The following is a 25752-nucleotide window of genomic DNA, read 5'->3' as shown; positions in this document are numbered from 1 at the left end:
AGCTACAGACACTACTCGCGGTCTGGACCGGCACCTGTCCGACCTGCCACCGCGACATACCAGCACCAATACGGACCTGACCAAGCCCTACTAGAGTCCGGTGCATGACCCGTCATACCCCTGCCCGCCCGGTGGACGTGGAGAAGCTCTTCCCTGAGCTGATCCCCTTCCGCCGTGAATCCGTCCGCCTGCACCCGCGCGCAGGCTCCCCTTCCTGCCGCGACAGTTCCGTTGGAGGACCGCTGCTGTGGCCTGTGGCCGAGCCGTGGCCGGTTTGTGCAGATGAGCACTACGACACGGACACAGTGAGCGAGCTCCAGCCTGCCGTGCCTATGGTCCCCGTCGTCCAGGTCCACCAGGGCGACGTACCCGGCGTCCCATTCCCCGAGGGAACGGACCTGCTTCAGGTGCTGTGGTGTCCCTACGCGCACGGCGAGTACTGCTACCCCCTGCCGCAAGTGCACTGGAGGAACTCTGCAGCCATCGCAGACATATTGCCTACTCCTGCCCCCGTGGCAGGGCTTCCGGAGGACTGGTATCCGGACCCGTGTGTGGTCCATCCGGAGCAAGTGACCGAGTACCCCAGTAGCGACCTTTCCTGGGAGATGCGTGACGCACTGGCGGCCCGCTTCGAGGATCTGCACGCCACGACCGGCCTGTATTACCGGTATCACCTGGCCGACGCGCCCGGGATCAAGCTGGGCGGCTACCCCGGCTGGACACAAGAGCCCTGCTGGCCTGACTGCGAAACGTGCGGGGGGTGCATGGAACACCTTCTTACCATCGCGAGCTGGGAGTTCGACGGCGAGTCCTGGCGTACGTGGCTGCCGGTAGAGGACCGGACCGACAGCGGTTGGACCGAAGCCGCAGACAACCCCGCGGGTTTGTGCCTCGGCGACGCTGGCGGCGTCTACATCTTCGAATGCCGCACCTGCCCTGATCGCCCCATCGGGCACTGGTTCGACTGCTCGTGACCGACAGACGCCCGCAACCAGGCGCCCGAGCCCCCTGGCCGAAAGCACGAGCACTCCACGAAGTCAAACAGCAGAGGTCGCGGATGTTCACGAGAAATGGCGTCACCCGTCAGGGACTGACCAGGTGTCCTTGAAGCTGAAAACTCGCTGTCGTCCGGGCACGAAGCTGTGCCCGGATCCGGCGCATGCCAGTTCGATACCCGCGCCCCCTGCGTCCCGGTGACCGTGTTGGTGTTTCCGCTCCGTCGAGCGGAGTCGCGAAGGAACTGCTTGAGCGGCTAAATGTCGCCGTCCGTGACGTGCAGGAGCGCGGGTACGAGGTCGTCGTCGGGCAGTGTATGGGCGGATCCGGACACGTCAGCGCCTCAGCCGCCGACCGCGCAAGCGAACTGACGTCGATGCTGACTGATCCCACCATCCGGGCCGTCGTGCCGCCACGGGGCGGAGAGACCGCGATCGACCTGATCCCACTGCTCGACTGGGACCGGCTGCGCGAGGCGGAGCCGACTTGGCTCGTGGGGTTCTCCGACGTCTCGACCCTCATCACGCCGCTGACGCTGCTCACCGGAACGGCAACTCTTCACGGCAACAACCTCATGGACACGCCCTACCACGTGCCCGAGGGACTGCTGTCGTGGCTCGACATCGTCGCCGCGCCCTCAGGCCACCGGTTCACACAGACGCCGCCTGGCCGCCACCGGGCCACGCGCTTCGACGACTTCGCCACCTTCCCTGACATCCGCGAGTACACGCTCGATTCGCAGGGCACTTGGACCCGGCTCGACGACGGTGGCGACGTGGAGGCTGAGGGCAGGCTGATCGGCGGCTGCATCGAGACGCTGTGCAATCTCGCGGGGACGCCCTACCTCGATGTCACGACTTTCGCCCGCAACGAGTCCCCGGAGGGGCTCCTCGTGTACGTAGAGGCAGCCGAACAGGACGCCTTCACCATCTGCCGAAACCTGCACGGCATGAGGCTCGCCGGATTCTTCGACCGCGCGAACGCGATTCTCGTCGGCCGGACCAGCGCACCGGACCACAGCTCTCTCAGCCAGCATGAAGCCGTCCTGGATGCTCTCGGCTCCCTGAACATGCCGATCATCGCTGACATCGAGTGCGGCCACGTCCCGCCTTACATGCCGATCGTCAACGGAGCCCACGGCCACATCGTTCACTCACCGAACCGGAGCGAACTGACGCAGACGTTGGACTGACGTGCCAGGCCAGGCGTCCGGTGGTCAGGGAAGTGCGATTCCGACGTTTTCCCCTCCACGCACTTTCGTTCAGCCGATGGACGGTGGCGTCCGTTTCGGCGAAGCGGCCTTCTCCGGTGGTGTCGTGAACTTCGCCATGGCGGGATCCTCCGGCGCCAACGTCGACTTCCGCGCGGCAACGTACAACGGCGCCACGGTCGACTTCTCTGGTTCGACCGGCGCGGCACCGTCGGGCCTGGTTCAGCCGAGCAGGTCGCTCTTGCCGACCGGGCTGAGGCTGCGTCCAGCTTGGTCCGGCTGACGCGGCTACCGGCATGACGCCCCATCGAATCCGCCCCCTTTACAGCGGGGAGCGGCAGGGCCGGAGCCGGCCGCGGGGCGGGACTCCCTCACCGCGGGTGCGGCGCCTGCGCTGCCCGCTCCTCGCGCCTGAAACCGCGAAACCTCCTACGCGTAGCCGGTTGAGGTCGCGTCATCGTGCGAATGGCCGTGGCCTGCGACTCGTCACGCCGTGATACCTCCTGAAACCGGCGCTCCGGGAAGCTGTCCTATTTCCGTCCCCGTGGTCTGGCCGTGCCCGTGAGGCGGGCACAGGTGTAGTCAGCCCCAGTCGCCGTTGATCCATGCGAGCAGGCGGGCGCGCTTCTTGTAGGAGCAAGGAGCGTAGACAGCGCCGGACGTGACGTACGTTTCGGGCCCGCCCTGCAGGTCGTACCCGTAGTCGCTGGGGCCGTATTCGCCGTCGCGGTAGCCGTCCATGTCGTCGGCCCAGTCGAGGAGACCGAAGTCGAGGTTGAGGTTCTCGAGGTACCGGTTGGGCTCGGCCGGTTCTACGGGTGTGGGACGACCGTCCGCCCCGGCGGTGAGCCGGTCTTCGAGGCAGCCGTCGGAGCGCACGGGCTGGCCCAGCCACCACCCGGCCAGGAACACGGCGTACAGAGTGGTGGCGGCGCCGAGGCGGCGCAGGGTTATCCAGGCAGGCATCCGGGGAGTGTCGCACGAGACGAGGCCGGCGCCCGCGTCGGCGGACACACCAGGCCACACCACCTCTCTACCACCAGTGGCCCTCGAACCACTCTCGAATGCGGGGGCGTTCGGTCGTGTCGTTGGTGCAGGCGACGGTGCAGGAGGCGAAGGTCTGAGTCGGTCTGGCGTCGGCGCCCCCACGCGGGTTGCAGGCCGGGTCCGGCGTCGGGTCGAGCGGGAGGGGGGACATCGAGTCGTACCGTGACGGGTACACCGTCGGCGCCGGAGTGGGTGTGGGGGATGGTCCGATTTCGTACTCCTCGGCGATCCGGTCGAGGGCGGCCTGGTCGACGTGGCATTCAGGGGTGACGGGCTGACCCAGGTACCAGCCCGCAACGAACACGCCGTAGATCGCGGCGGCGGCGCCGAGGCGGCGCGGGGTGACCCGGCGGGGGGTGTTCACCGGCGGCCCCGTTCCAGAACACGGGTGGCGTCCCGTAGCACCTGGACCGCGGCTTCGGCGTCCTTGGCCCGGCTGTCACAGATGAACCGGCAAGCGGTCGAGAGCGCCTCCTCCCGCATGGCGGCCTCATTCCCCATGGTCGCGGAACAGCCGGTGCACACGCCGGGCAACGGGTCCCCGGTCATGGACTGGTTCCCGGTGCCGTGGCGGGGACCGACCGAGTGCTCGACGACGATGTTGTCCGGGTCCACGCTGCCGCTCTGGTCAGCGGCGAGGGTGAACCCGGCACCGAACGCGACGGCGGTGAAGGCCGCCCCGATGCTCTGCGACACCGGGCGCTGCCTCCAGCACCCGTCATCTCCCCCCTGCAGGCGGGACCCTGACGGCCTGTCTCGCAGCTATGCAAGCCTCCGGCACGGCTTACGCGGCTGCACCGCCTCGACGCCGACCTGCCATGCCCCCGGCGTCAAAGCGCGTCACCTGCCGGAGCTGAGCCAGTGGTGCAGGGCTTCGTGCACGCTGTCGGGCAATGCACTGAGCTCCTCGATCGCTTCCCGATCTCCTGGCCAGGGGGCGATCCCCGCCGCGGTCAGCACTGCGTACAGGTTCAGGCGCCTCAGGTCGCGAGGATCGATGCGGCAGGCAAGGCGATCTACGGGATTGGGCGGAGCCAGCAGGAAGTCATCCGCCGGGGCATGCTCCCACGCTCGATCGGTTGATGCGGTGATGGTCTGCATGATCTTGCTCCGTTCTGCGTGTGCTTCGTTCGCACACCTCGCGTCCCCAAGGGGCGTGTGCGCTGTGTGTGCTTGGTTCGCTACCGGCCCTGGCCTCCTGGCGCGGCGGGCGGATCACTTGGCCGACTGCCGACAGCCGTCTCTTCGGCCCGTTGCAGTGATCGACACCAGGGACAACCCGCTTCCGCCTGGTCCTCGCGCGGGTCGTGATCGACAGTAGGCATCCACCAGCTGGCGACGGCTGAAAAGTGAACCGGTAGCAAAGAACCCAGGCGTCGCCAGAGGGGCACGATTGAGGCGACGCCGACGCTTCCAGAGGCGTCCCCCGTGCAGGCCCCTCGCCTCGTCAGTCAACGCCAGGTCCCAGTGGCCGACGATCGTCGGCGGAGCACCCTGCCCTAGGGGTCACCGCGCCGACGCGTTGCCTCTTGCATGCCCGTACACGCAGTCGGCGTTCTACGGGTATCGGGCACGAAAGCGGAAACACACACAGGCTCCCCCTGCAGGACGTGGGCGCAACCCTCCGCGGCCGCAGGCCGTGAGCAGGGCTTACGCGAAGGCGGTGACGGCCGGCTGGCCGCGCACCACACCCTCCCCGCCGACACGGCAAGTACGCGCAATACACGAGCGATGTTACAGATCACCCATAATTCTGCGACTCTTACCTGCATGCTCCATCAATATGCGAAATCCGCGCTTTGATGCCCTATCAGGCTGCACCACCACCACGAACACTGCTTCGCGACCCCATCCCGCCACACAGCCGGCACCCGAAAGTGAGTAACAACCACCCGCGCCGCCCACGATGGTGGCGGACAACGGCGCCACAAGCTCATCGATCGATTCCGCGCCCACGACCTCGCCGAAGGTGATCGGCAGCATGGCCGGCCCGGCGAAGCGCATCGCGACGGCCGCAAGTGGGACGACCTGCCGAGCGAGGCAGCCCGGGCATGCGTGCCCGGCAACGGCGATGCCCGGCCGGCCCTGTGGCAGGCGGCGGGGCATCGTCCCGTCAACGGTCCCGGTGAGAGGAAATCATCGGCCTGGACCTGAGCGCCCCCCTGTTCGAGATCGCCAAAGACAAGAGGGCACGGCCCAACGTGCGCTAGGTGGTGGAGGATCTGTTCGACCTGGAAGACGAAGGCGGCGTCGACCTGGTCTACAGCCACACGATGCTGCACCACCTGGAGGACTACCGCGCAGGTTTGGAGCACTTGAAGAGCCTCGTGCGACCTGGCGGCACCGTCGCGCTGATCGACAACGTGTGTGATCTGTACCCGACGCCGCCGCGTAAGGCATATACCTGGCCTTGGCCTGCGCTGTGGAGCTTCCCCCGGTGAGATCCGACGCGTGGGGCTTCGTGACGCGTGGTTCCCGCTGCGCTTCTGGCACAGCCGACCGTGGCTGGCCCATCTGCTCAGCGACCGCTACCTGTCGCGCGAACGGTTCCGCGAGTTCTGCGGAGTGTCTTTCCCGGGGCCCGGTTCGATGACCTCGGCTTCGCCTTGGCGATGGCCTGGGCAGCCGCCGAACAGGCGTGGAGCCCAATAACGCGGTTGTCGGCCGTCTCTGGGGCGGCGTGGCGTTACGCGGCCTGAATAGCAGCGACGGCCTTTCGAGCCCCACAGGGTCTGCGGGCTTTCCTCAGCGCGTGCCTGTCGTCGCAGTGCTGTAGGCGTACAGGGCGACGACGCCGACCACGCAGACGAGGATCGTCCAGGAGGCGAGGCTCATCCGTTTCCCTTTCCGCCCGGGCCGTTTCGGCTTCTCGGACCGCTTGGTGCGGCCGGGAGCCGCTGGGGCGGGCGGTGCGGCGTCGGCGGCGGTCTCGGCGAGCAAGCGGCGGCAGGCCGTGGCGAGTTCGCCGGTGCCGGCACCGAGCGGGACGACCGTCTCCGAACGCGCCGGAGCGGTGGTGCCGCCGTCGAGGATACGGCCCGCACGGAGCAGGACTTCGTCCTTGCGACCCGAGGGGGCGAGACTGATCCAGCGCTGCACATGCTCTCCCCGGATGACCACACCCCCGGCCCGGTCCCGGTACACGGTGTGCTGACGCCAGAGCATGCCTGCCAACTGCGCTGCGGTGTCTCTTAGTTGGGCGCTCAAAGCCCGTCCTTCCAGAGCCGTACGGTCAATCGAACGGAAATCGTACTTCGGCCTCTCTGTTCCGCTCGGGCGGCCCAGGGTTGGGTGATGCGGTCTGCGACATCGGCCTGCCCCTGCGGCGCAGGAGCCCGCCCTGGGGGGAGCAGGCATGCGCGGGAGGTAGGTCCCACGCTTACAGCGCACCGAGGGTCCCTGGCGTCACACATCCAGCCGATCACCCGCGAGCACCAGACACACGGCGACTCGAGTTCAAAAGATTGGTGATCTTGTAAGGTCGGGCCGCCGCCTGTGACACTCAGGACCTGGAACGCGCTGAACACAGTGACCCCTGAGCGGGTCACGCCGTCTGCAGTCCGGGGGAGGTGCGCGGGCGGCACCAAGACAGGGGCGGGCCCTTTCATCCCCGTGGCGGGCCCGCCCCCCTGTTCACCTCGCAGCGTTTCGAGTGGAGTTCACGTGCAGCGTTATGTCATGCCCATGGCTTCGGCGAATGTGGCGCTCTCCTTGGCGTGAGCGGCCGTCAACACCTTGGCCGTCCACCTCCCCCGCTCAAGAAAGACCCCCACTTCGTGACCGTCTCCTTACATGAGGTCCAGCCGGCCGGCCGGCATGCTGCCCTCCCCGCAGGCAGCCTGTTCCGGCGGGTCTACGCACCCCGCGCGTGCGACGCGCTCGCCTACTCCATGTCGACCTATGCCATGCCGCTCGTCGTGCTGGCCACCACCGGCTCCGCGTCCCTGACGGGCCTGGCCTTCGCACTGGAGTGGATACCCCGGGTGGCCGCGTTCGGCTTCGCCGGCACCCTGGTGGACCGCAGCGGCGCGGCGATCGTCTGCTTCATCGCCTCACTGACCCGCGCCCTGCTGGTGGCGGGCGCCGCTGCCGTGCTGGTCGTCCTGCCGCCGGGCACGGCCGAGACCGTCACCGTCATGGCACTGGCCGCCGCGACCGGTGCGCTGACACAGTTCAGCTTCATCGCCAACGAGGCGGTCGGCGCCGTCGTGAGCCGGCAAACTCGAGGGCAGTCCCACAAAGTGCAGTCGGTCCTGATCGGCATCGACCAGACGGCCACCCTCATAGGCCCCGCGCTGGGCGGCGTCCTGCTGCTCACCGGCCCGACACGCATGCTCGCGTGCCTGAGCGTGCTGTCCTTCGCCTCCGCCGCACTCGCCCTGCAGACCCCGCCCACTCCCCTGCGCACCGCACGCCGTGGCGGACCGGCGCCGGGCGGCGGCCTGCGGGAAGGATGGCAGACCCTGCGCTCCCTGCCCTCCCTGCGACGGCTCGTGGCCGGACTGGCCTGCTCCAACCTCACACTCGGGCTGCTGCAATCGGCCAGCCCCATCCTCGTGGAGGACCGCTTCGGCCACTCCGCGGCCGCCGCCGGCGCGCTCTGGTCCATCGCCGCGGCCGCCACCTTGGTCGCGGTCGCCTGCTGCCGCGCCGGCCTCGACCGGCTCGGCCTGTGGGGGGTCGGCGTCATCAGCGCAACCATCGCGGCCGCCGCCTGCCTCGCCGTGCCCCAGGCCCCCTCCTACACCGGCTACGTCACCCTCATCGCCCTCTTCATGGCCGCCGACGGAGGACTCACCATCGTCCTGCGCACCCTCCGCTCGCAGGTCATCCCACCCGCGGCCTTCGGCACGACCCTCTCCCTGACCATCCTGCTCCTGCTGCTGCCCTTCCCCATCGCAGGCATCCTGCTCGCCCTCACCCCGCCGCCACACCTGAACAGCCTCATCGGAGCATGCGCCCTGCTGCAGGCACTCACCCTGCTCGTCACCTTCCTACGACTACGCAACGACCCCGCCCTCCGAGCCAGGACACCGCCACCCCGCAACGAAACCTGAGCCGTCCATTCAGCCATCGAAGCGCCAGTTCGACGACAAGCACGCCGGTCCATTCCGGCCTCTACAGCGGCCCGTCCAGGACCCCGGCAGCCCTGTCGTCCGGAGCCAAGCCCAGCTATACATGCCCGTGCAGCCGCTGCTCACCACCCTTCGCGCAGCGGCTGCGCACCGCCCGACCACGACCCCGAGCACACAAACCGTCACAGCATTGCGCTACCACTTGAGCCCTGCGACTACTGCCCGAGCCAGGCTCGGACCACCATCCGGTCCACGCCGCCCTGTCGCGCGGATCCGGCCTCTGACCGATGCCGGTCAGTGGCCCAGGCGGCAGGTGCTCCAGCCGCAGCCGTGCCTGTAGGCGTTGGGTCCCCGGCACCTCATTGTGTTAGCCGCTGCAAGTTCGTTGTCAGCGCGGTGAGGTGGGGGACGAGCAGCCGGCGTGGTTGCTGCCGACCGTCCCCGGACGGCCGGAGTGGGCCCAGCTCAGCCCCTGTGATTCCCCCCGGCGAGGTGAGTCCAACCGCTGGGCAGCCCCTCATCCGCGAAGCCCTTCAAGAGACAGCCCGGCGGCACGCCACCCGAAGGGACCCGAGCCCTTTCGCGTCTCGGGAACATCCCTTTTGACCGCTCACAACCCATTCGCGCATTCGTTCGAATTCTGTAGATCCACTGTGCTACGTTGCCGCCTCTTCCGGGGGCTGTTCCGCGTCGATCCCTGTGCGTCCGCGCCGAACGGCCTCATCTCCGACGCCTTTTGGAGGTGCTGCGTGGCCTCACGCCACAAGCCGAACCGAAAACGATCGATCGTACGAGGTGGACTCGCCGCCGCAGTGGCCCTGGCGGCCACCAGCGGAACCTTGCCAATCCTCCTGACGGACGCCCACGCCGAGCCCGCCCCGCTGACTATCCCGGCCCCCGACCGCTTCAAGCCGGTCGCCAACCCGGTGTACGGGGCGGGGCCAGGCGGTGTCGTTGAGCGCACGGAGGTCAAGGACCAGAGCGCGCTCGGCCACTACCGCTGGACCCCGGACGGCGGTACCCCGGTCGACCTCCCCGCCTCGTCCCCGTACGACGACGTCAACACGATCGGCGGAACGAGCCACGTCTCCGTCACCAGCGGGGATGTCGTCGCGATCTACGACTCCTCGAACAAGGTGCAGCTGGCGGACATGAAGTCCGGCATCACCACCAAGTACACGCTGCCGAACGGCCACTTCTACCGGGGCGTCTTCGGTTCCGCCGTGCTCACCGCCACTCGGGACACGAACGGCGATAAGAACGTCCTGCACGTGCTGCGCATGGCGGACGGGCAGCTCACCGACACCCCCGTCACCGGTCTGCACGGCTGGGTCGCGGAAGACGGCATGACGCTCGGTGGCGACGACCGCACAGTGGCGATCTGGTACGCGCACCCCGACGGGGCCCGCGGCGTCGGTCTGCTGGACCTGGCGACCGCCGAGGTCACCCCGGTGCTTCCGGGCGCCACCGGCACGAACGCCCAGGTCGTGTTCTCTGACGCGTACGTCGCCTGGTACTCCCCCGAGGGCGGCAACACCACTGCCCGCGTGCTGCCCCGCGCCACCCCGGAGGCGGCCGACACCAAGATCGAGCTCGGCTCGGACGGCGAGGGCACCCCGCGGCTCGGGCTCGTCGGCGACTGGCTGGTGACCACGCGCCAGATCGAGCAGGCTGCGGGCGACTTCCTCGTCCGCGAGGGCACCCCGCTCACCGCCCGGCCGATCGCCGGCGGCGAGCCGAAGACCCTGCTGGCGCACGCCGGCTGGCGTATGACGCAGGTCCCGGGCGGCGGCCTGGCCGTCACCGGCGGCGCCTCGTCCCGGGACTGGGCCGTACGCCGGGTCTTCGTCGGCGACGACGGGGCGCCCGCGCTGCGGACGGTGCGCGAGGTGGCACCCAAGGAAGGCAATCTCACAAGGCTGTCGCTCACGGCCGGGCATCTCGTCACGGCCGAATCCGACACCACGTACCTGCCTGCGCTCTTCCAGCGGAACATCACCCTCGGTGCGGCCCCGTCGGCGGGCCAGCGATCGCTGCTCGCACGCCCGGACGCGCAGACGAGCGGCGAGACGGCACAGCGCGTCTACGACTACCGGCAGCCGGTCGGCACCGGAGACGGCCGTACCGTCGTCGCCACCACCGACGCGGACGGCGCCCAGGTACTGGTCGTGCTGGCGACGGACGGCACGAAAACGGTCGTACCCGCCGTGGACCCGCAGACCGGCGAGAAGATGCCGACGGGCTCCGACCACTACTCGGTCGTGCGCTCGGCCTCCGGCCGCTATGTGGTGTTCGGCGACAGCGGGCGCGGCGTGGAGGACCGGCAGTACGTCGTCGACCTGGACGCCTCCGGCGGGCCGAAGGTGGTCCGGGTCCGTCAGGGCCAGGGCGGGCTCGCGGTGTGGGGCACCAAGCTGTGGATGCCCGGCGACACGGACGGCACGCTCCAGGCCGTCGACCTCAAGTCCGGCGTGACGACGGACACGGAGCGGATCACCGGCGGCTGTCTGCCGCAAGAGTTGCAGGCCGTCGGGCCCTGGGTGTACTGGGACTGCTATCCCTCGGGGACCGTCAGCTCCGACGGTCACGGCGTCTACAACACGCAGACCCAGCAGTGGTCGTACGCCCCGCGCGGTACGCTCGGCGACGGCTACGTGGTCGCGTACGACTGGGACCGCGGCCGACTCAACCTCACCCCGATTGGGGACGGGCCGCGCATCATCGAGGCGTTCACCTCCCAGTACAGCGGCCCGCTCGTGGAGGCCGACCGCTTCGCCGGCGCCATCGCGTACGCGAAGGAGAAGAACGCCCAGATCACCGTGCTCGACTCGGGTGTCGACACCTCCCCTGTTGCCGAGATCGAGTCGCGGGTCGAGCAGTCCGTGAACCTCGCATCGGCGACCGACGCCGTGTGGGATGCCGACTGGCAGCTGTCCAAACCGGTAACCGGCGCCCAGGTGACGATCCGGAACAAGGCCGGGCACACGGTGTTCACCGGGTCGGCCAAGGAGTACGCCGCCGCCGTCGCCTTCTCGTGGGACGGCCGGAACGGCGACCGCCGGTACGTCAACGCTGGCACCTACACCTGGGAGCTCACCGGCACGCCCGCGGACGGCAGCGGCGCAGCACTGAGGGTCACGGGCACGATCGAGCTCACCAAGCCTACGAAGACGGCCGCCGACCGAGGCACGGGCAAGAGCATCACTTAGCCGGGCGGGGCGGCACTGACGCATGTCGTACGCCTCCCTCGACGAACAGCAGAAGGAGCTGCCGTACGGGTTGGCGTACCCGGCGAAAACAGCCCCTCCGGAAGATGCCGGAGGGGCTGTTTGCCTGGCCCCCGCTCCATCTCGGTGCTGGAGAAGGGCAAGGTCCGTGACCCGGTAGGCCGTCCGCCTACCCGGACCGATGCCGTGGCCGGCGATGAGGCGTATTCCTCTCGCGCCAACCGCGCCAACCTGCGCAGGCGCCGCAGCCGTCGCCGCTCGTTCCGCTGGGGGTCGCCGGGCGCGACGTCGGCTGCGGCGGCCTGCGTCTTTCGTCCCTGTGTGTCGCCCCCCTTTTCGTCCGGGACGGCCAGGGAGCCGGGCCGCGGTCCGCCCCCGTGGCGAACCGCACCGTGATCAGCGCAAAAGCAACTGACAGCTCGTACCCCCTTGACGGTCCCGCCGCTCCGACTCCCGCGAACGGCCCAATGACTGCAGTAACGATGAGCCGGACTCCATTCGGGTGAACCGTGACCCACTTTGGCCGCGTGAGTTCGTCGTCAATGGGCCGGAGTTCGACCGTCGCCGAGACCTCCACTCCGGAACGGACCGCATAACGGGCCTGCCACTCAGGCGTCTGTTGCTCGGCGCGGACGCGGACTTGCCTTCCCGGAGTTCTCGTGGGGAAAGACCCACGTTCCGAGCGCTTTCACGGGAGCGTCCAGCGCGTCACCTGCCGGAGCTGAACCAGCGGTGCAGGGCTTCGTGCACGCTGTCGGGCAGTGCACTGAGTTCCTCAATCGCCTCCCGGTCTCCTGGCCAGGGGGCGATCCCCGCCGCGGTCAGCGCCGCAAGCAGGTCCAGCCGCCGCAGGTCACGAGGAGCGACGCGGCAAGCAATGCGGGCTGCAGGAACGGGCGGGGCCAGCAGGAAGTCATGCTCCGCGGCACGGTCCCACACTCGATCGGCTGACGCGGTGAAAGTCTGCATGATCTTGCTCCGTTCTGTGTGCGCTTCCTTTTCACGGCCGCGCCGTCCCCGCGGGCCGAGTGTCCTGCGGCTTCCTTCTCTACGGGCCTTGACCTTCTGGCGCGGTGGGCAGATCGATTCGCCGACCGACGGCAGCCGCCTCTTCGGCCCGTTGCAATGATCGGCGCCAGGAACAGTCCGCTCCCGCGTGGTCCTCGCGTCGGCCGCCATCCAGGCACCAGGCGGCCACCGGCTCGGTGGGGGCGGATACGAACTCGTCTCGCTCCACCGGGTCATTGCGCATGCCAGACCAACCCCATACAGCCGAACCCCGTTGCGGGCCACCATCACCCGCAGACCAGACCGTAACCGCCAGGACACTTCGTCCCCGAAGGGAATCAGATCTGTCTCCCCCAGCCTGTCGGTGACCGGCACGCACCGCATCCGTGCTACGGCACCCGGCGGCGCCCTCACAGCAGGGGGCCGGACGATGACCGGGCAGGGAGAGGACACGGCGATGGAAGGCGAGCACCTGCGGGTGGTCGTTCAGGCCGGTGACCGGATCGCGGCGCGCCAGCCCGGCGAAGAAGTGCCGGCGCGTCCATAGGGGTTGGCCGCCCCGGCGACGACCCGAGCGGCCTCCGTCTCGTGGTCCGCGATCCGGTGCAGGACCAGGTCCTCCTTGGCCGGGAAGTACCGGAAGAGGGTCGGCTTGGAGATGCCGGCCGCCGCCGCGACCTCCGCCACGGACACCGCGTCGAAGCCCCGCTCCAGGAACAGCCGCACGGCGATGTCCGACACATCCTGGTACATCCGCCGCTTCTTGCGCTCACGCAGGCCCGTCTCACCCATGGGGCGAGCCTGGGCGGCGCTGTCCGGTGGGGCTCGCGTCAGCGGCCGACAGGCGGGCCTGTCCTGCCCGCATCGCTCTCCCCCCGGCCGCGGAAGAGCATGGGCGAGACAAGGGTTCGCGACCGGCCTGACCGGGAGCCCCAGGCTGTCGGTGGCTTCCTTCAGAGTGAACGCGTACGACTCCACCCGCCGCCGCGCCTCGGGGACCTCGTCCGCATCGCGAGGTAGTAACGGTCGACCACGGTCAGCTCGCCGCCACCTGGGCAGGATCCCGCAACGGGGGCTCCGCGGCTCCTTGGCGGCCCCGACTTCGACGCCAACACGAACTTCGACCCGGCTACCATCCACACCCTCGCCAGCTGCGAGTGGATCAAGAAGAGTCAGCCCCTCTGCCTGATCGGCGACTCCGGCACCGGCAAGTCCCACATGCTCGTCGCCCTGGGAACCGAGGCCGCCATGAAGGGCTATCGCGTCCGCTACACCCTCGCCACAAAGCTGGTCAACGAGCTGGTCGAGGCCGCGGACGAGAAGCAGCTGAACAAAACGATCGCCCGTTACGGCCGCTTCGGCCTGCTCCGCATCGACGAACTCGGCTACACCTCGACCGCCACGGCGCCGAACTCCTCTTCCAGGTCCTGACCGAACGAGAGGAGAAGAACAGCGTCGCCATCGCCTCGAACAAGTCCTTCGGCGGCTGGACCAAAACGTTCACCGACCCGAGGCTCTGCGCAGCTGTCGTCGTCCGGCTCACCTTCAACGGCACCATCATCGAGACCGGCAGCGACTCCTACCGCCTCGCCAGCACCCGAGCCCGAGCCGAAGCAGAGGCCAGCTAGCTCCCGCCACGACAGTCGGCACCTCACCAGAACTCACGGGGAGCTGGCCGGCGGTCCATCAGATCGCAGCGCGGACCGCACCTCATCGAGGGTCGGTGGCCCGGGATCACGAACGGGCTGACCGACCTCGGATGACCAATTGGGACGGACGCGTCCCATGAAGTCTGTGAGGTCGTTCCGCAGATACCGAGAGTCGGACGGCTTCAGCCGGATCTGCTGACGGCTGTCGGCCCACCAGATCTCGAAATCCGCAACCGTGCCTTCCGCCGGCCAGTCATCGCTCTGTTCCGGAAGCAACAGGACGTCGACGAAGCCTCCGACGCTCGGGCCGATGTCCACGAAGATCCCGATCGCACCGGGCCGAGGAACCCTCACGACGGTGCCCTCGAAAACTTGCCCGAAGCGCAGCCCCCTCCGAATCCGAGCCCACTCGGCAGCTGTCACCACGAACGCATCTTCGCACCCTCGTCCAGGGCATGAGCAACTGCATTCAGGCGGAAAAGACCCGTCACGGACGTCGATCGCCCCGCCCGTCCGTGAGACACAGCGCTGCCATCACTTCTCGTGAACGTTGCCCGACAGTCGGACGTCCGGCTGCTGCTGAGACTCATCGACAAACGCTGTCGCTCACGGCGAACGAAGCCACCCCACCCGCCACCGACACCTAACTCCCCTGCGGGCATCCCGGCCTGCGGCCGGCGAACCTGGACCTCGGCGGCGTCCAGGGCTCGATTCCCTCGGCTTGGGCGTAGGCGAGGCCCAGGTCGAGCTTGCTGACGTCGGCGACGCACGGCAGTGCACAGAAGCCAGCGCCATGGCGCAGGAGTGTTCCCTTGCTCGGCGGGAACAACCGATCCGGCCGGCACTGTTGCACCAGCCGAGGGACCGGCGCCGCGCGGGCGGGGAACAGAGAGACCAAAAGATCGTCCGGCCGACGTGATCCGGGGGCTCCCGGGTCCGCGGTACGCCCGGTCACCCGATATCGGGGCGACCCCTTATACGCCTGCCGCAGACTCGGACCGCGGCCTTTGCACACAGGAGGACTGTTTGATGAACGACCGGCCCTTGACGCTCATGGCGGTGCACGCCCACCCCGACGATGAGGCCACTGGAACGGGAGGTGTCCTCGCACGGTACGCGGCGGAGGGCATCCGCACGGTCCTCGTGACATGCACCGACGGCAGTTGCGGTGACGGACCGGGGGGCGTCAAGCCGGACGACCCCGGGCACGATCCGGCAGCCGTCGCCTTGATGCGGCGTCAAGAGCTTGAGGAGAGCTGCAACATCCTGAAGGTCAGTCATCTGGAGACACTGGACTACGCCGACTCCGGGATGATGGGCTGGCCGACCAACGACGCCCCCGGATCCTTCTGGCAGACACCAGTGGAGGAGGGAGCTGCCCGACTCGCGGAACTCTTGCGCCGCTACCAACCTGATGTGGTCGTCACCTACGACGAGAACGGCTTCTACGGCCACCCCGACCACATCCAGGCAAACCGCATCACGATGACGGCGCTGGCGATGACCAGGGCGACACCGAAGGTGTACTGGACGACGGCGCCCCGCTCGATGATGCAGCGGTTCGGGGAGGCCATGCGCGAGTTCGGTGCGGACTGGCAGGAGCCGGATCCCGCCGAGGCCGCCGCGATAGCCGAGATCGGACTCCCCGACGAGGAGATCACCACCTGGGTGGACACCACCGCGTTCGGCGGTCAGAAGTTCGATGCGCTGGCCGCGCACGCCAGCCAGGGCGAGAACATCTTCTTCCTCAAAATGGGCCAGAAAAGATTCACCGAATTGATGGGCGTCGAGACCTTCGTACGTGTCCAGGACACCACCGGCGCGGCCGTGCCCGAGAACGACCTCTTCGCCGGCCTGCGCTGATCCGCCCGCCTTCCCGGGCCTGAGAAGGCTCATGGTCCGTACGGCTCGATCGAGCGTGCTCGCACACCCGGAGGCTTGTTCACGTGGGTTCCGCTCCGGCGGCGCCTGATCATCAGGGTGGCCCTGCTCAGTTGGGTGGCGGTTACGAGAACTCCAGTCCCTCACCTGGGCAGGGCCGTTGAGCGAGGAGCGTTCGGCAGGGCTGGGCGGGGATCAACCGGACGGTCTGGTGGCCGGTGTCCACGCCGAGTTGCGGGCCGACCGCACAGCCCGTCCCCGGAGCAGATGCGGGCTCAGGGTCTGCGCAGATCAGCAGCGCCGGCGTGGTGACCACCCATCCGACGCACAAACCACATACCGCACTCGTACCGCATCGATAGCTGGTTCACTCGCTACGCAACTACTCAAAATATAAGGGCACTTGGGGTTCGTGTGGGGGTGTGATTTTGCTTCTCTGGGCGACGCATCGGCAGTTGCGCCGACCGGCACCGAACTCCAACGTCGAAGTGCCCTGCCTGTGACAGGACGGCAGGGACTCGGCGGCCCCGCCCGCGCCCTGGTCAGGGACCGCTCATACCTCGGTTGTCGACCGGAGCCCGAGTCCGGCGGCGGCGTCACCGTCCTGGTGATGGGGTCGTCCAGGTTGGCGACCAGGGCCACAGGTGTGGTGTTGCAGGCGTCGGTGAGGCAGTCGCCGGCTTCGGCGTCACACCAGCGAGAGCCAGGGCGTGGGCCGGGCGTGCTGAAGGTGCCTGGGCCTCGCTCTCGCTCTCGCTGGGAAGTTTCAAAAATCCGGCCTCACATGGATCGCACGACACCAGAGCGGGTCGGCCCCTGTGCCCAGACGGCGGCGGCCTGACGACCGCGTCACCACCTGCCCCTCGTTCCCGGAGGCAGGAGACTCGGCGGCAGCCCGTTCCGCAGCCGTACGGCCTCGCTCGCGGCTGTCGCCAATGGGCGACAGCTCCGGCTCGGCGGCGGGTCGGGGTCCGGTGCCCAAGGGGCGGCGGGGGGTGATCACAGCCCGAGTCTCCCAGTTCGCCGGACGGTCCAGCACGACGGACCCAGCCGCAGCGCGGCAGTATGGACGCCTGGCCGTCCGTGTTCACGGCCACGGGGGCGGTCTCGCTCGTCTCCTGGGCCATGACCGATCGGCCGAGCCTCCGGTAGGCCCTACGCCTCCCTCCTCACCGCGGTGAGGACGAGCCAGCCCGCTGCCGCGCCGACCGCGTACCAGAGCAGGTCGGGCGGGTTGAAGGTGGAACCGAGTACGAGGCGGGCGACGGCACTACGCCGGGAGAGCTCCGCCGGCACCTCGCTGAGCTGCAGGAACTCGATCCCCCAACTGACGGCCAACGCGATTGCGGCGGCCGTCAGGGCAGTCACCCGGGGCGCCACCAGAACGACGAGGGTCACAAGCAGGATGGTGTACAGCGCGTCTCCGCCGTACTTGCCCGCGCTCCCCACCGTCACGGACCTGAGTCCCAGCCCCACGGCGACGGTCAGCACCGCGGCCGCGGCCGCCGCCAGGCGGATCCGTACCGCGGCGGCGGCGCCTGCGGCGCGGTCCTGGGTTCCGGGCAGGGAGGGCACGGGGTCATACTGCCGGATGTCCCGTGCTCGAAGCAGCTGCTCCCCCTCGGCCACGGCTGGCGGTGCGGTCTCCTCGCGCGCCCGCGGTGGCAATCGCATGGAGACGAGGCCGGAAGACATGCCTCAAGAGTCAGTCGAGCAGCGCAGTGGCTTCGACTTCTACGAGCACATCCGGCTCGAAGAGGTACTCGACACCGATCAGGGAGGCCGGCGGCATGGGGAGCTGGAGCCCGATCTCGTCGGCGGCGGCCTCCACACCGGCCATGAAGTCGCCGATTTTCTCCGGGCTCCATTGGGTCACGTAGAACGTCAGGCGCAGCACGTCCGCGAACGACGCGCCCGCGCCTGCCAGCCCGACGGAGGTGTTGCGCAGTGCCTGGGCGACCTGCCCGGCCAGGTCGCCGGGTGCGACCGGAGTCCCATCGGCCCGGCGTGCGACCTGCCCGCTGACGTGGATGTGTGTCGCGCCGGTGCCGACGGCCACGTGGTGATACGGAGCCGGTTGCAGCATGCCTTCCGGCGTGAAGTGCTGGACGGTCATCAGTGTTCTCCCTCTGAGCTAGGTATCCGTAAGCTACTTAGTGAAAAAAGGACACTTCAACGAGACCAGGTTTCTCCATGGATACCGAGGACGAATTCCTCATCGGCCCTCCGCATCGCGAACTGCTCGACCAGGTCCTCGACAAGTGGTCGCTCAGCGTTCTCAACGAACTGTGCGAACGCCCGTGCCGCTTCAACGAGTTGCGCCGAGCCATCCCGCAGGTCACGCAGAAGTCGCTGACCGCGACACTTCGGCGACTCGAGCGAAACGGCGTGATCGAGCGCGAGGTCGTCTCCACCCGCCCGGTGGCGATCAGGTATCGGATCACGCCACTCGGCAAGACCCTGCGGCCTCCCATCGACGTGTTGCTGGCGTGGGCCTCGGAGAACATGCCCGCTATCACACACGCCCGTGAGGCCTTCGACATGCGGGAAGAAGCAAGCCGCTGAGTCTTCCCCCGGCCCGGCCGGCTGCGCAGGAACAGAACCCGGCGGCCGCTTCAGTTCACACGATGAATTGCGGCCTTGCCCGGGCGGTCCCGTCACCTTGCAGTGCCCCGGCCAGGGCGTGCCAGACCGGGAGTCCTGTTCGGCCCCAGCAGCGCCGGACTCAGCGAAGAGCAGCTCAGCAGGCAGGCAACCGGGTCTGGCAGCGACCGACACAGGGGCCCGGTCACCGCACACAGTGATCCCACGCATCGATGGCCCACCAAACGTGACGGCCCACGAATGGAGGCCGTGCGGCGTCGTCGACCGAACAACTGACCGTGACCGCCTGTCTGATCGGTCTGCCCCTCGGCCAGGTCGCCGCCGGGCCACAGAGGTTCTACGACTGGGCGGTCGTCGGCCTGGCTGATGTGCTGGAGCTGGAGTGTCCGTTCACCGAGACCTCGGTCACCGAGGTCTCTCGCTTCTACATCTCTGTACTGTGGCCGTGGTTGGAAGTGGACTCACAGGTGAAAAACATCAGGTGGAACGGCCAGAGGGCACTTCCAGCGCCTGAGGCCCACGACTGGGAGATCTTCCGGCCTGAACCAGTCGAGGTCGCACTGAAGTCGAGCGACACCCGTCGGGTTGGAATCCCCCCGACCGTGGTGCACGTCCTGGCGGTCCATCACTGTTCGTGCTGCATAGCGGGATCCAGCGGGAGTACCTGCCGCAGGAGCGGGGCTTCGGCTCGGGTGTGACCTGCTGGCGACGCCTGGCCGCTTGGAATGAGGCCGGCGTGTGGGGTCAGCTGCATGTTCTGCTGCTGAAGAAGCCGCGGGCGGGGAAGCAGCTGGACTGCTCGCGGGCGGTGATCGACTCCTCCCACGTGGGGGCGGCCCGGCGGGGCCCAAAAACGGTCGAAGCACGGTCGACCGCGCACGTCCGGGCAACAAGCATCACGTCCTTGTCGACGGAACAGGGTATACCGCTCGCGGTGTCGCTGACCGGCGGCAACCGCGTCCGCTCCCGGCGCGGACCCCGTCGGCGACGGCGCGCCGGGCTCCACGCCGACAAGGGGTACGACTATGACGGCCTGCGCCGATGGCTCCGGTCCCGGAACATTACCCCGCGCATCGCCCGCAAGGGCATCGAGTCTTCTCAGCGGCTGGGCCGCCACTGTTGGACCGTGGAGCGGACAGTTGCGTGGCTGGCCGGCTGCCGCCGCCTGCACCGTCGCTACGAGCGCAAGGCGGAGCACTTCCTGGCCTTCGCCGGAATCGCCGCCGACCTGATCCGCTACCGCCGCCTGGGCCCGTCCCGCTCACACGGCGCCGAGAAGGCCCGGATCAACTCCATCGAAGTGTCGGCATGAGTCCCGGGCGACGCTGAGCAGTTCCCTCATGGGCACGGCGCGACGACTGGTCGCGGGGAGGTCCTGACGCGCCTCGGCAGACCACAACGGTGGAAACAGTGACAGGCCCTGATCGCTGTTCAGTGCCTGGATCTCATCCTTCCAACCGGGCCAGCGAAGGTCCGCGTAAAACTCATCAAGCGCCCCCGACACCAGCCAGGCCATCCACGTTGAGTGACCGACCCCCAAAGCCTCCCAGTGAAGCGAATCCGGGGCGAAGTAGACCATCTCGCCAGGGGCCCCAGGACGACCTGGGCCGGCCGGAGCCCCGCCGTTGAGAGCGAAGACGCCGCCCATCACGTCGTGCGCCACCACCAGGCCGGTGTCCGCTCGCCACGCAGGGTCGAACGCTCCAGGGAACTGATTGACCTGAGCCAGACTCGGCACCCCACGCGCCGCCCCGTCCACGGGGCTGCCGAATACCCGCAGCCATCCGCCGTCCACCAGCAGACCGCCGCAGTGCAGCACCATCGCGCCCAGGTACGACCTGGCCGTGACCTGAAGCTGGAGAAGCGACGCCCTCCCCAGGCCGCCATCGGGCGGAAGCACCTCGACAGACACCGGCCCGGCACCGAGGGTCTCCCTGAGTTCTGGTCAGGCCGGTGCCTCGACGTCGATCAACTCGCTCAACTCGCGCATGCCGGCATCGTCGCACCCGCACCGTGCGCCCCAACTGGCAGGGCACTTCGGTGAACCAACAACCTATCGAGATGACCTCTTACGCATCCGCCGGGAAAGAAGCGACGACATCCACGAGGCCTTCCTCGGCCCCGCCGCCTTCCTGATCACCCACCGACACGTCCAACGCCTTTGTCGGGACCTCTCACTCGATGACGAGGTCCACCGGGATGTTGCCGCGGGTGGCGTTGGAGTACGGGCAGACCTGGTGGGCCTGCTCGACCAGCTTGCGGCCGGTGGCCTTGTCGATGCTGTCGGGCAGTTCGATGCGGAGGGTGACGGCGAGCGCGAAACCCTCGCCCTGCTTGCCGATGCCGACCTCACCGGTCACCGCGGCATCACTGACATCCACCTTCGCCTGCCGGCCGACCACGCCGAGGGCGCTGGCGAAGCAGGCGGCGTACCCCGCGGCGAACAGTTGCTCGGGGTTGGTGCCCTGCCCGTTGCCGCCCATCTCCACCGGGACGGCCAGTTGCAGGTCGAGCTTGCCGTCGGAGCTGACGGCGCGGCCGTCCCGGCCGTGAGTGGCGGTGGCGACGGCGGTGTAGAGCGTGTCCATGGGGGACCAAGTCCTCTCGAAGCGATACGGGTATCGGTTGCACACAAAAGTAGAGCACACAATTGAGTTGTGCACAATCAAATGACGGTGTCCGGTTATTCTGGCCGTATGACTACCGAGGTTCCGCCCAGCGCCCCGCCGGACGAGGAGTGGCTGCGTCTGGACCGCCAGATCTGCTTCTCGCTGCATGCCGCCTCGCGTGCCTTCAACGGCGTCTACCGCGTGGTTCTCAAGGAGCTCGGGCTCACCTACCCGCAATATCTGGTGATGCTGGTGCTCTGGGAGCATGGCGACACGCCCGTGAAGCGGCTCGGGGAGCATCTGCGGCTGGACTCCGGCACCCTGTCCCCGCTGCTCAAGCGGCTGGAGGCGGCCGGTCTGGTGCATCGGGAGCGCAGCGCGCGTGACGAGCGGTCGGTCGAGGTGCGGCTCACCGAGGAGGGCGCGGCGCTGCGCGAGCGCGCGCTCCGGGTGCCGCATCGGATCGGCGCGGCGACCGGCTTCACCCTCGACGAGATCCGCGAGCTGCGCGCCCGCCTCGACCGGCTGACCACGGCGCTTGACGCGGCGGCCCTGGAGGAGGCTCCCGACTGCGGGTGACAGCTGCCGGACATGGGAGGGACGCGGAGTGGGACCGGAGACGTACGGACCGTTGCGCGCTACGAGCCCCCCGTTACCGGTTTTCGTGGCTCCGCACCGGGGCCTCCGGCCTTCGGGTCCGGCTTGACTTCCCCCTCCTGTTGCCGGTGATCCGGGGGAGGCACCGGATCCGGCCCTGACCTCGATGCCAGGAGTCGGCGTCAGGACCGGGGCCCAGATCCTGATCGAGGTCGGCGACGGCAGGACCTTCCCGACCACCGGCCACCTCGCCGCCTACGCGGGCCTCGCCCCAGCGACCGGGAGCTCGGGCTCATCGATCCGCGGCGAACAGCCCTCCGGGAGAGGAAAAAGACGCGGGCCACAGCGGTAGGGCGATGCGGAGTGGCGTGGTGACATGTAGGGCTGCTCGGTTGCCGGGGCAGCGAGTTCGGTGGCCAACGGCTCGCCCGGTTGTCGAGTTGCGGGCGCTCTCGGCTGGATACGGCCGACGATATGTCAGGTCCAGTGCGACGACAGCGGGGCACCCGACGGTGCCCGGCCGCCAACCCACTTGATCGAGACCGTAGGGAGTCTCCCATGCCCACGGTCAGCGGGCGTCAGTGTGGTTGCCGAGGTGCGTATAGGTGTATGTGGTGGTGTGGTCCTCCACACCACGGCCGTCGACGTCCCGCCGTCGCGGGGCTGCTGAGCCCGGGCGCCCTGAGCGTCCCCGCTTTGCACCAACTGGCTGCCGAAGCTGCCGGCACAGAACAGCACCACGTGCGCGCCGTGCAACTGCCCGTGTCCCTGGTCACCGCAACCGCCTTCGCCCAAGCCCTGGACAGCGCAGCAGCAGGCATTCGATCTGGGTGCCGGCCTTCTCCCAGGAGCAGTTCGGCCTGCTCGATCACCACGTCCCCCGCCGCCAGACCGACCGCGGCCCAGGCCGGACACCGGCCTCGTCCTGCGCGGCGCGCAGCGGCTTGCCCGTCGGCCGGTGGCCGTCACTGACCATCACGCTGCGGAAGAATTACGGTCAACCTCCCGGACCGACCTTGGCTTTGCTGAGCATCCGGCCATGGAAACCCGCCCGCGACCAGCGGAGAAGCGCGATCCAGGGGGCTTCCCGCCGGGCGGGAGACCATCACCAGATCTTTACCGTGTCGCCCGCCAGGCGGGCCGTCCCGCCAGCACGAGACGGTAAGCAGTTGGGTATACACAGTCGCGCGCATGAATCATGGGCAGCTTTCTGGTCCTCGTGGCCGCCGTCGCCGGCTGCCACCCGGCGCGGAGAGACCGGGTCGGAGCGGGTGGCATGAACCGGCTGAGCCCCTGCTGGCTCTCCCAGAAGCCTGAGGTCCTGAGCGTGAGGGTGCCCTGGGCAGAGTCCGCCACGCACGGCCGCTGTCAGAACTCGGTTCTGGCACAGTTCTTGGGGAGCGGTCGCGGGCCTCGGCTCCCCCGACGGCATCAAGGTGGCCAACCAGTTGCTGGAACCCCTCCGTTCGGCGATCAAGGAGCTGCTCCACCACTGATCCCGACACCGCAAGCCCCCTGGCCTGGTCAGCTACCGACCTGGGAGCGTTCTCTTGGGGAACGCTCCCAGGGCTCGTCGGCGGTGGCAGGGCTCATGGGCTCCTGCTGTCCGTGGACTGTCACGAGCCGCGCGGGCGGCCGGACGTCGGCCATGCGCCGCTCCGGGCCGCGCCGCCGCAGCACGAGGTACCCGCAGAACGCGGCCGGGCCGAAGAAGATCTGCGCGGGCACGATCTGCGGAAGGTGTCCGGTGAGCGCCTCGACCGTGACGGGTGTCAGCGTCGGGACGAGCGCGCCGAACACGGCGACCAGCCCAAGAGCCCAGGTCAGCCCTGCTCGTCCGTACGCCTTGTAGGCCACGGTGGTGAAGAGGGCGTACACCAGGAGGTCGCCCATGCCCACGACGGCGCCGTACTCGCCGACGCGCAGCCCGGCCGACGGTGCGAAGGCGTAGCCCTGCACCGCGTCGAACAGCTTCTGGGTGAGGGGGACGACGGTGGCGAAGAACAGGTCGTACACGGCGAGCGCCAGCGCGAACCGGGAGACGTGCCGCAGCTTCAGGCCGCCCTGCGCGTTGAGGTTGGCGGCGCCGACCGCCATCAGCATGATGACCAGGCTGTTGACCAGCCAGTACGGGGTGGCATGGGTGGGATCGTCCTCGGCGCCGCGCGCGGTGAGCCAGTCGGCGACCAGCAGACCGGCGATGAGCGACCAGCGCACCGGTCCCCGGCGGACGGCCGGCCCGTAGCCGACCGCGAGACCACCGGCCAGGGTCAGTCCCAGCACGGGCGGCAGCAGCCAGCCCGGGAGGGAGAGGTACAGGAAGGGCAGTACGACGACGAAGCCCATCATGATGACCATGTCGTTGCCGTTGAACACGCCGACGGCCGGCCGGGGCAGGGTGACCCGCCGGAAGTAGGCGACCGAGGCGAGCGAGACGCCCAGGGCGACGGCGAGGGTCACGAGGACGAAGAACGCGCTCTGTGCGGCGGTCATGCGGCCCGCCCGGCGGAGGCGAAGCTGTTCTCGACCAGATCGCAGCGGTAGCGCCGCAACTCACGTCCTTCTCCCGGTACGACGTCGACGGTGGCGTCGAGGCCGGCCTTGGCGAAGTGACGCGCGATGTCGCTCGTCTCCGGCACGGATGAGGCAGCCACCTCCACATGCAGCTGCCCGTCCACCACGTCGGCGCGGTGGCGCACGGGCCAGCATGCGCCGGGCAGCGCGTCGAGGACCTCGATGATCTCGCGTGGGGTCACCGGACCGTCCTGGGTGCGCAGTACATGGTCCGCCTTTCCGAGGATGTGCGAGGTCGCCGGCACGTTCGCCATCTCGCAGGTGCGCGGCGCGTCGGGCAACTGCCGCACCAGGTCTCGGGTGTCGTAGCGGAAGAGCGGCATGCACTCCCGGTACGGGAAGAAGGGAGTGGCGACGATCGTGCCGAGCGCTCCGGGCGCGGCCGGTGCCCCGGTGTCGAGGTCGCACACCTCCACGAGGCCGATGCCGGCGTCGATGTGAAGGTGCCGCTGTCGGCAGATCGCGCCGGCCACCGGTGTCACCTCGGTCATGCCGTAGCCGTCGTGGACGGGGGCGCCGAAGGTCTTTTCGGCGGCCTCCGCGAGGGCGGGCGAGAGTACTTCGCTGCCGACGTTGATACGGCGCAGCCGGAAGTCCGCGGGACCGAGTCCCCGTTCGCGGGCCAGGCGGGTCAGCTGTCCCAGATAGCTCGGGTAGGTGACCATCAGGGTCGGCGCCGATGTGCCGGTTCCCGCCATGAGGTCCAGCGTCTCGGCCGGTGGGACCAGGCCCACCATGCGGATCGCCGCCCCTGCCAGGCGGGCGACCTGCATCTCCGCGTACGCCGTGCCGGTCGCCCGGGAGCTGATGTTGAACCGGTGTCGCCGTCCAGGCTGGCGGTGGGCAGGTCCGGTTCGCGCAGTGCAGCTCGGGCCACGGCAAGGGCGTCGATCGGGTCGGACTTGCCATAGGTGCGGGCTGAGCTGCGGCAGTTGGCCATGAGCTTGGGAGGAACTCGCACGATCCGCTCCCCGGCGGCCAGTAGGTCCCGTTCCAGACGACGGGACAATTGCCTGCAGTCCTCGATGGCCCAAAGCCGGTCGCCACCCCATCGCTGCGCCCAGGTCAGTAGGCGCAGGTGATCACCGCTGGTGGTCCCGGTGGTGCGCTCGCCGAGTTTGCGGCCGCGGTCATCCACGGCAACGGCAGTGTGATTCCGTTTGTGTGCGTCGATTCCGAAGACCACCATCACCGGGTCCTCCGCTGTCGATTGGTTGCGGGACCGGCCGGTGGGCACCCCTCAATCTGGGCCTTTGCCGTGCTCCTATCAAGCCA

24 protein-coding genes and 4 pseudogenes are annotated in these 25752 nt (G+C 68.7%); 12 read left to right on the top strand and 16 right to left on the bottom strand.

The genetic code is table 11. The features are described from left to right. Nucleotides 1-569 precede the first annotated feature (569 nt). The 3 genes from ACFY3J_RS32630 to ACFY3J_RS32620 all read left to right on the top strand — a co-directional run bounded on the left by ACFY3J_RS32630 (nt 570) and on the right by ACFY3J_RS32620 (nt 2489). The gene (locus tag ACFY3J_RS32630) at nt 570-974 is read left to right on the top strand and encodes a hypothetical protein (RefSeq protein ID WP_384183217.1); all 405 of its coding nucleotides are present in this window, start codon (nt 570-572) and stop codon (nt 972-974) included. Nucleotides 975-1159: 185 nt separating this feature from the next. Continuing rightward, nucleotides 1160-2188 carry a S66 peptidase family protein gene (locus ACFY3J_RS32625; RefSeq protein ID WP_390842331.1) on the top strand — a complete coding sequence of 343 codons (1029 nt, stop codon included), beginning with the start codon at nt 1160-1162 and terminating at the stop codon, nt 2186-2188. A gap of 76 nt (nt 2189-2264) precedes the next feature. Next, nucleotides 2265-2489, top strand: a complete 225-nt coding sequence (locus ACFY3J_RS32620) for a hypothetical protein (RefSeq protein WP_384183222.1) — start codon at nt 2265-2267, stop codon at nt 2487-2489. Nucleotides 2490-2788: 299 nt separating this feature from the next. Here the strand turns inward: ACFY3J_RS32620 and ACFY3J_RS32615 are convergent, their stop codons facing one another. From ACFY3J_RS32615 to ACFY3J_RS32595, 5 genes are all read right to left on the bottom strand, one after another. Further along, nucleotides 2789-3172, bottom strand: coding sequence for a hypothetical protein (locus ACFY3J_RS32615; protein ID WP_384183225.1), 384 nt, complete (start codon nt 3170-3172; stop codon nt 2789-2791). A gap of 67 nt (nt 3173-3239) precedes the next feature. After that, nucleotides 3240-3617 (bottom strand): hypothetical protein, encoded by a 378-nt coding sequence (locus ACFY3J_RS32610; protein ID WP_390842330.1) that lies wholly within the window; start codon nt 3615-3617, stop codon nt 3240-3242. After that, a complete protein-coding gene (locus ACFY3J_RS32605; RefSeq protein WP_390842329.1) occupies nt 3614-3949 on the bottom strand; it encodes a hypothetical protein in 336 nt (111 codons plus the stop codon). Before ACFY3J_RS32605 ends, ACFY3J_RS32610 begins: the two co-directional genes overlap by 4 nt. Before the next feature lie 144 nt (nt 3950-4093). Further along, nucleotides 4094-4354 (bottom strand): hypothetical protein, encoded by a 261-nt coding sequence (locus ACFY3J_RS32600; RefSeq protein ID WP_384183232.1) that lies wholly within the window; start codon nt 4352-4354, stop codon nt 4094-4096. Nucleotides 4355-4987: 633 nt separating this feature from the next. After that, entirely contained in the window at nt 4988-5236 is a 249-nt protein-coding gene (locus tag ACFY3J_RS32595; RefSeq protein ID WP_390842328.1) for a hypothetical protein, read from the bottom strand. Nucleotides 5237-5463: 227 nt separating this feature from the next. Here ACFY3J_RS32595 and ACFY3J_RS32590 point away from each other — a divergent pair, with 227 nt between their 5' ends. Further along, nucleotides 5464-5694, top strand: a complete 231-nt coding sequence (locus ACFY3J_RS32590; protein WP_390842327.1) for a class I SAM-dependent methyltransferase — start codon at nt 5464-5466, stop codon at nt 5692-5694. Between the two features lie 304 nt (nt 5695-5998). Here ACFY3J_RS32590 and ACFY3J_RS32585 read toward each other — a convergent pair whose 3' ends face one another. Continuing rightward, the gene (locus ACFY3J_RS32585) at nt 5999-6418 is read right to left on the bottom strand and encodes a hypothetical protein (RefSeq protein ID WP_390842326.1); all 420 of its coding nucleotides are present in this window, start codon (nt 6416-6418) and stop codon (nt 5999-6001) included. 611 nt (nt 6419-7029) lie between these two features. Between ACFY3J_RS32585 and ACFY3J_RS32580 the strand changes: the two genes are divergently transcribed. After that, nucleotides 7030-8310: an MFS transporter gene (locus tag ACFY3J_RS32580; protein ID WP_390842325.1), complete on the top strand. Its 1281-nt coding sequence runs from the start codon at nt 7030-7032 to the stop codon at nt 8308-8310. Between the two features lie 857 nt (nt 8311-9167). After that, nucleotides 9168-11537, top strand: a complete 2370-nt coding sequence (locus ACFY3J_RS32575; protein ID WP_390842324.1) for a FlgD immunoglobulin-like domain containing protein — start codon at nt 9168-9170, stop codon at nt 11535-11537. Between the two features lie 726 nt (nt 11538-12263). Here ACFY3J_RS32575 and ACFY3J_RS32570 read toward each other — a convergent pair. Together ACFY3J_RS32570 and ACFY3J_RS32565 are read right to left on the bottom strand one after the other, a co-directional pair. After that, nucleotides 12264-12524: a hypothetical protein gene (locus ACFY3J_RS32570; protein ID WP_384183249.1), complete on the bottom strand. Its 261-nt coding sequence runs from the start codon at nt 12522-12524 to the stop codon at nt 12264-12266. Nucleotides 12525-12999: 475 nt separating this feature from the next. Then, a pseudogene (locus ACFY3J_RS32565) lies at nt 13000-13355 on the bottom strand (TetR family transcriptional regulator); the annotation flags it as partial. A 273-nt stretch (nt 13356-13628) separates the two neighbouring features. Between ACFY3J_RS32565 and ACFY3J_RS32560 the strand changes: the two are divergent. Then, nucleotides 13629-14191, top strand: a pseudogene (locus tag ACFY3J_RS32560) (ATP-binding protein); the annotation flags it as partial. 33 nt (nt 14192-14224) lie between these two features. On the opposite strand, the gene ACFY3J_RS32555 reads toward ACFY3J_RS32560, so the two are convergent. Beyond that, nucleotides 14225-14638, bottom strand: coding sequence for a hypothetical protein (locus ACFY3J_RS32555; RefSeq protein ID WP_390842323.1), 414 nt, complete (start codon nt 14636-14638; stop codon nt 14225-14227). Between the two features lie 603 nt (nt 14639-15241). Here ACFY3J_RS32555 and ACFY3J_RS32550 point away from each other — a divergent pair. Continuing rightward, nucleotides 15242-16075, top strand: a complete 834-nt coding sequence (locus ACFY3J_RS32550; RefSeq protein WP_384183254.1) for a PIG-L family deacetylase — start codon at nt 15242-15244, stop codon at nt 16073-16075. A gap of 1173 nt (nt 16076-17248) precedes the next feature. On the opposite strand, the gene ACFY3J_RS32545 is transcribed toward ACFY3J_RS32550, so the two are convergent. Then, nucleotides 17249-17668 (bottom strand): DUF2809 domain-containing protein, encoded by a 420-nt coding sequence (locus ACFY3J_RS32545; RefSeq protein WP_384183426.1) that lies wholly within the window; start codon nt 17666-17668, stop codon nt 17249-17251. 130 nt (nt 17669-17798) lie between these two features. After that, nucleotides 17799-18209: a RidA family protein gene (locus tag ACFY3J_RS32540; RefSeq protein ID WP_390842322.1), complete on the bottom strand. Its 411-nt coding sequence runs from the start codon at nt 18207-18209 to the stop codon at nt 17799-17801. Nucleotides 18210-18286: 77 nt separating this feature from the next. Between ACFY3J_RS32540 and ACFY3J_RS32535 the strand changes: the two genes are divergently transcribed. After that, nucleotides 18287-18658: a winged helix-turn-helix transcriptional regulator gene (locus ACFY3J_RS32535; RefSeq protein ID WP_384183260.1), complete on the top strand. Its 372-nt coding sequence runs from the start codon at nt 18287-18289 to the stop codon at nt 18656-18658. 673 nt (nt 18659-19331) lie between these two features. Next, entirely contained in the window at nt 19332-20009 is a 678-nt protein-coding gene (locus tag ACFY3J_RS32530; RefSeq protein ID WP_384183263.1) for an IS5 family transposase, read from the top strand. On the opposite strand, the pseudogene ACFY3J_RS32525 reads toward ACFY3J_RS32530, so the two are convergent. Beyond that, nucleotides 19959-20630 (bottom strand): annotated as a pseudogene (locus ACFY3J_RS32525) (DUF2625 family protein); the annotation flags it as partial. The gene ACFY3J_RS32530 and the pseudogene ACFY3J_RS32525 sit on opposite strands and share 51 nt — an antisense overlap. Nucleotides 20631-20871: 241 nt before the next feature. Beyond that, nucleotides 20872-21285: an organic hydroperoxide resistance protein gene (locus ACFY3J_RS32520; protein ID WP_384183266.1), complete on the bottom strand. Its 414-nt coding sequence runs from the start codon at nt 21283-21285 to the stop codon at nt 20872-20874. Nucleotides 21286-21393: 108 nt separating this feature from the next. Here ACFY3J_RS32520 and ACFY3J_RS32515 point away from each other — a divergent pair, with 108 nt between their 5' ends. Together ACFY3J_RS32515 and ACFY3J_RS32510 are read left to right on the top strand one after the other, a co-directional pair. Then, nucleotides 21394-21885: a MarR family winged helix-turn-helix transcriptional regulator gene (locus tag ACFY3J_RS32515; RefSeq protein ID WP_384183269.1), complete on the top strand. Its 492-nt coding sequence runs from the start codon at nt 21394-21396 to the stop codon at nt 21883-21885. 169 nt (nt 21886-22054) lie between these two features. Beyond that, nucleotides 22055-22237: pseudogene (locus tag ACFY3J_RS32510) on the top strand (transposase); the annotation flags it as partial. A gap of 1190 nt (nt 22238-23427) precedes the next feature. Here ACFY3J_RS32510 and ACFY3J_RS32505 read toward each other — a convergent pair. From ACFY3J_RS32505 to ACFY3J_RS32495, 3 genes are read right to left on the bottom strand one after another with little or no spacing between them, the layout of a single operon-like run. Then, the gene (locus ACFY3J_RS32505) at nt 23428-24396 is read right to left on the bottom strand and encodes a hypothetical protein (RefSeq protein WP_384183271.1); all 969 of its coding nucleotides are present in this window, start codon (nt 24394-24396) and stop codon (nt 23428-23430) included. Beyond that, nucleotides 24393-25250 carry a phenylacetate--CoA ligase family protein gene (locus ACFY3J_RS32500; RefSeq protein WP_390842321.1) on the bottom strand — a complete coding sequence of 286 codons (858 nt, stop codon included), beginning with the start codon at nt 25248-25250 and terminating at the stop codon, nt 24393-24395. Before ACFY3J_RS32500 ends, ACFY3J_RS32505 begins: the two co-directional genes overlap by 4 nt. Further along, nucleotides 25142-25666, bottom strand: coding sequence for a transposase (locus ACFY3J_RS32495; protein ID WP_390842319.1), 525 nt, complete (start codon nt 25664-25666; stop codon nt 25142-25144). Before ACFY3J_RS32495 ends, ACFY3J_RS32500 begins: the two co-directional genes overlap by 109 nt. Between the last annotated feature and the right edge of the window lie 86 nt (nt 25667-25752).

The sequence above is a fragment of the Streptomyces sp. NPDC001231 genome, assembly GCF_042896885.1.
Lineage (GTDB): Bacteria > Actinomycetota > Actinomycetes > Streptomycetales > Streptomycetaceae > Streptomyces.
Note: the sequence above shows the minus strand (reverse complement) of the source record. Positions and strands in the feature narration are given on the sequence as shown.

Coding starts and splice junctions, on each gene's coding strand:
- ACFY3J_RS32585 (WP_390842326.1), bottom strand. CDS start 6,418: ATGCTCTGGCGTCAGCACACCGTGTACCGGGACCGGGCCGGGGGTGTG.
- ACFY3J_RS32500 (WP_390842321.1), bottom strand. CDS start 25,250: ATGCAGGTCGCCCGCCTGGCAGGGGCGGCGATCCGCATGGTGGGCCTG.
- ACFY3J_RS32495 (WP_390842319.1), bottom strand. CDS start 25,666: ATGGTGGTCTTCGGAATCGACGCACACAAACGGAATCACACTGCCGTT.
- ACFY3J_RS32620 (WP_384183222.1), top strand. CDS start 2,265: ATGGACGGTGGCGTCCGTTTCGGCGAAGCGGCCTTCTCCGGTGGTGTC.
- ACFY3J_RS32505 (WP_384183271.1), bottom strand. CDS start 24,396: ATGACCGCCGCACAGAGCGCGTTCTTCGTCCTCGTGACCCTCGCCGTC.
- ACFY3J_RS32600 (WP_384183232.1), bottom strand. CDS start 4,354: ATGCAGACCATCACCGCATCAACCGATCGAGCGTGGGAGCATGCCCCG.
- ACFY3J_RS32515 (WP_384183269.1), top strand. CDS start 21,394: ATGACTACCGAGGTTCCGCCCAGCGCCCCGCCGGACGAGGAGTGGCTG.
- ACFY3J_RS32570 (WP_384183249.1), bottom strand. CDS start 12,524: ATGCAGACTTTCACCGCGTCAGCCGATCGAGTGTGGGACCGTGCCGCG.
- ACFY3J_RS32540 (WP_390842322.1), bottom strand. CDS start 18,209: ATGACCGTCCAGCACTTCACGCCGGAAGGCATGCTGCAACCGGCTCCG.
- ACFY3J_RS32595 (WP_390842328.1), bottom strand. CDS start 5,236: ATGCTGCCGATCACCTTCGGCGAGGTCGTGGGCGCGGAATCGATCGAT.
- ACFY3J_RS32520 (WP_384183266.1), bottom strand. CDS start 21,285: ATGGACACGCTCTACACCGCCGTCGCCACCGCCACTCACGGCCGGGAC.
- ACFY3J_RS32625 (WP_390842331.1), top strand. CDS start 1,160: ATGCCAGTTCGATACCCGCGCCCCCTGCGTCCCGGTGACCGTGTTGGT.
- ACFY3J_RS32615 (WP_384183225.1), bottom strand. CDS start 3,172: ATGCCTGCCTGGATAACCCTGCGCCGCCTCGGCGCCGCCACCACTCTG.
- ACFY3J_RS32550 (WP_384183254.1), top strand. CDS start 15,242: ATGAACGACCGGCCCTTGACGCTCATGGCGGTGCACGCCCACCCCGAC.
- ACFY3J_RS32535 (WP_384183260.1), top strand. CDS start 18,287: ATGGATACCGAGGACGAATTCCTCATCGGCCCTCCGCATCGCGAACTG.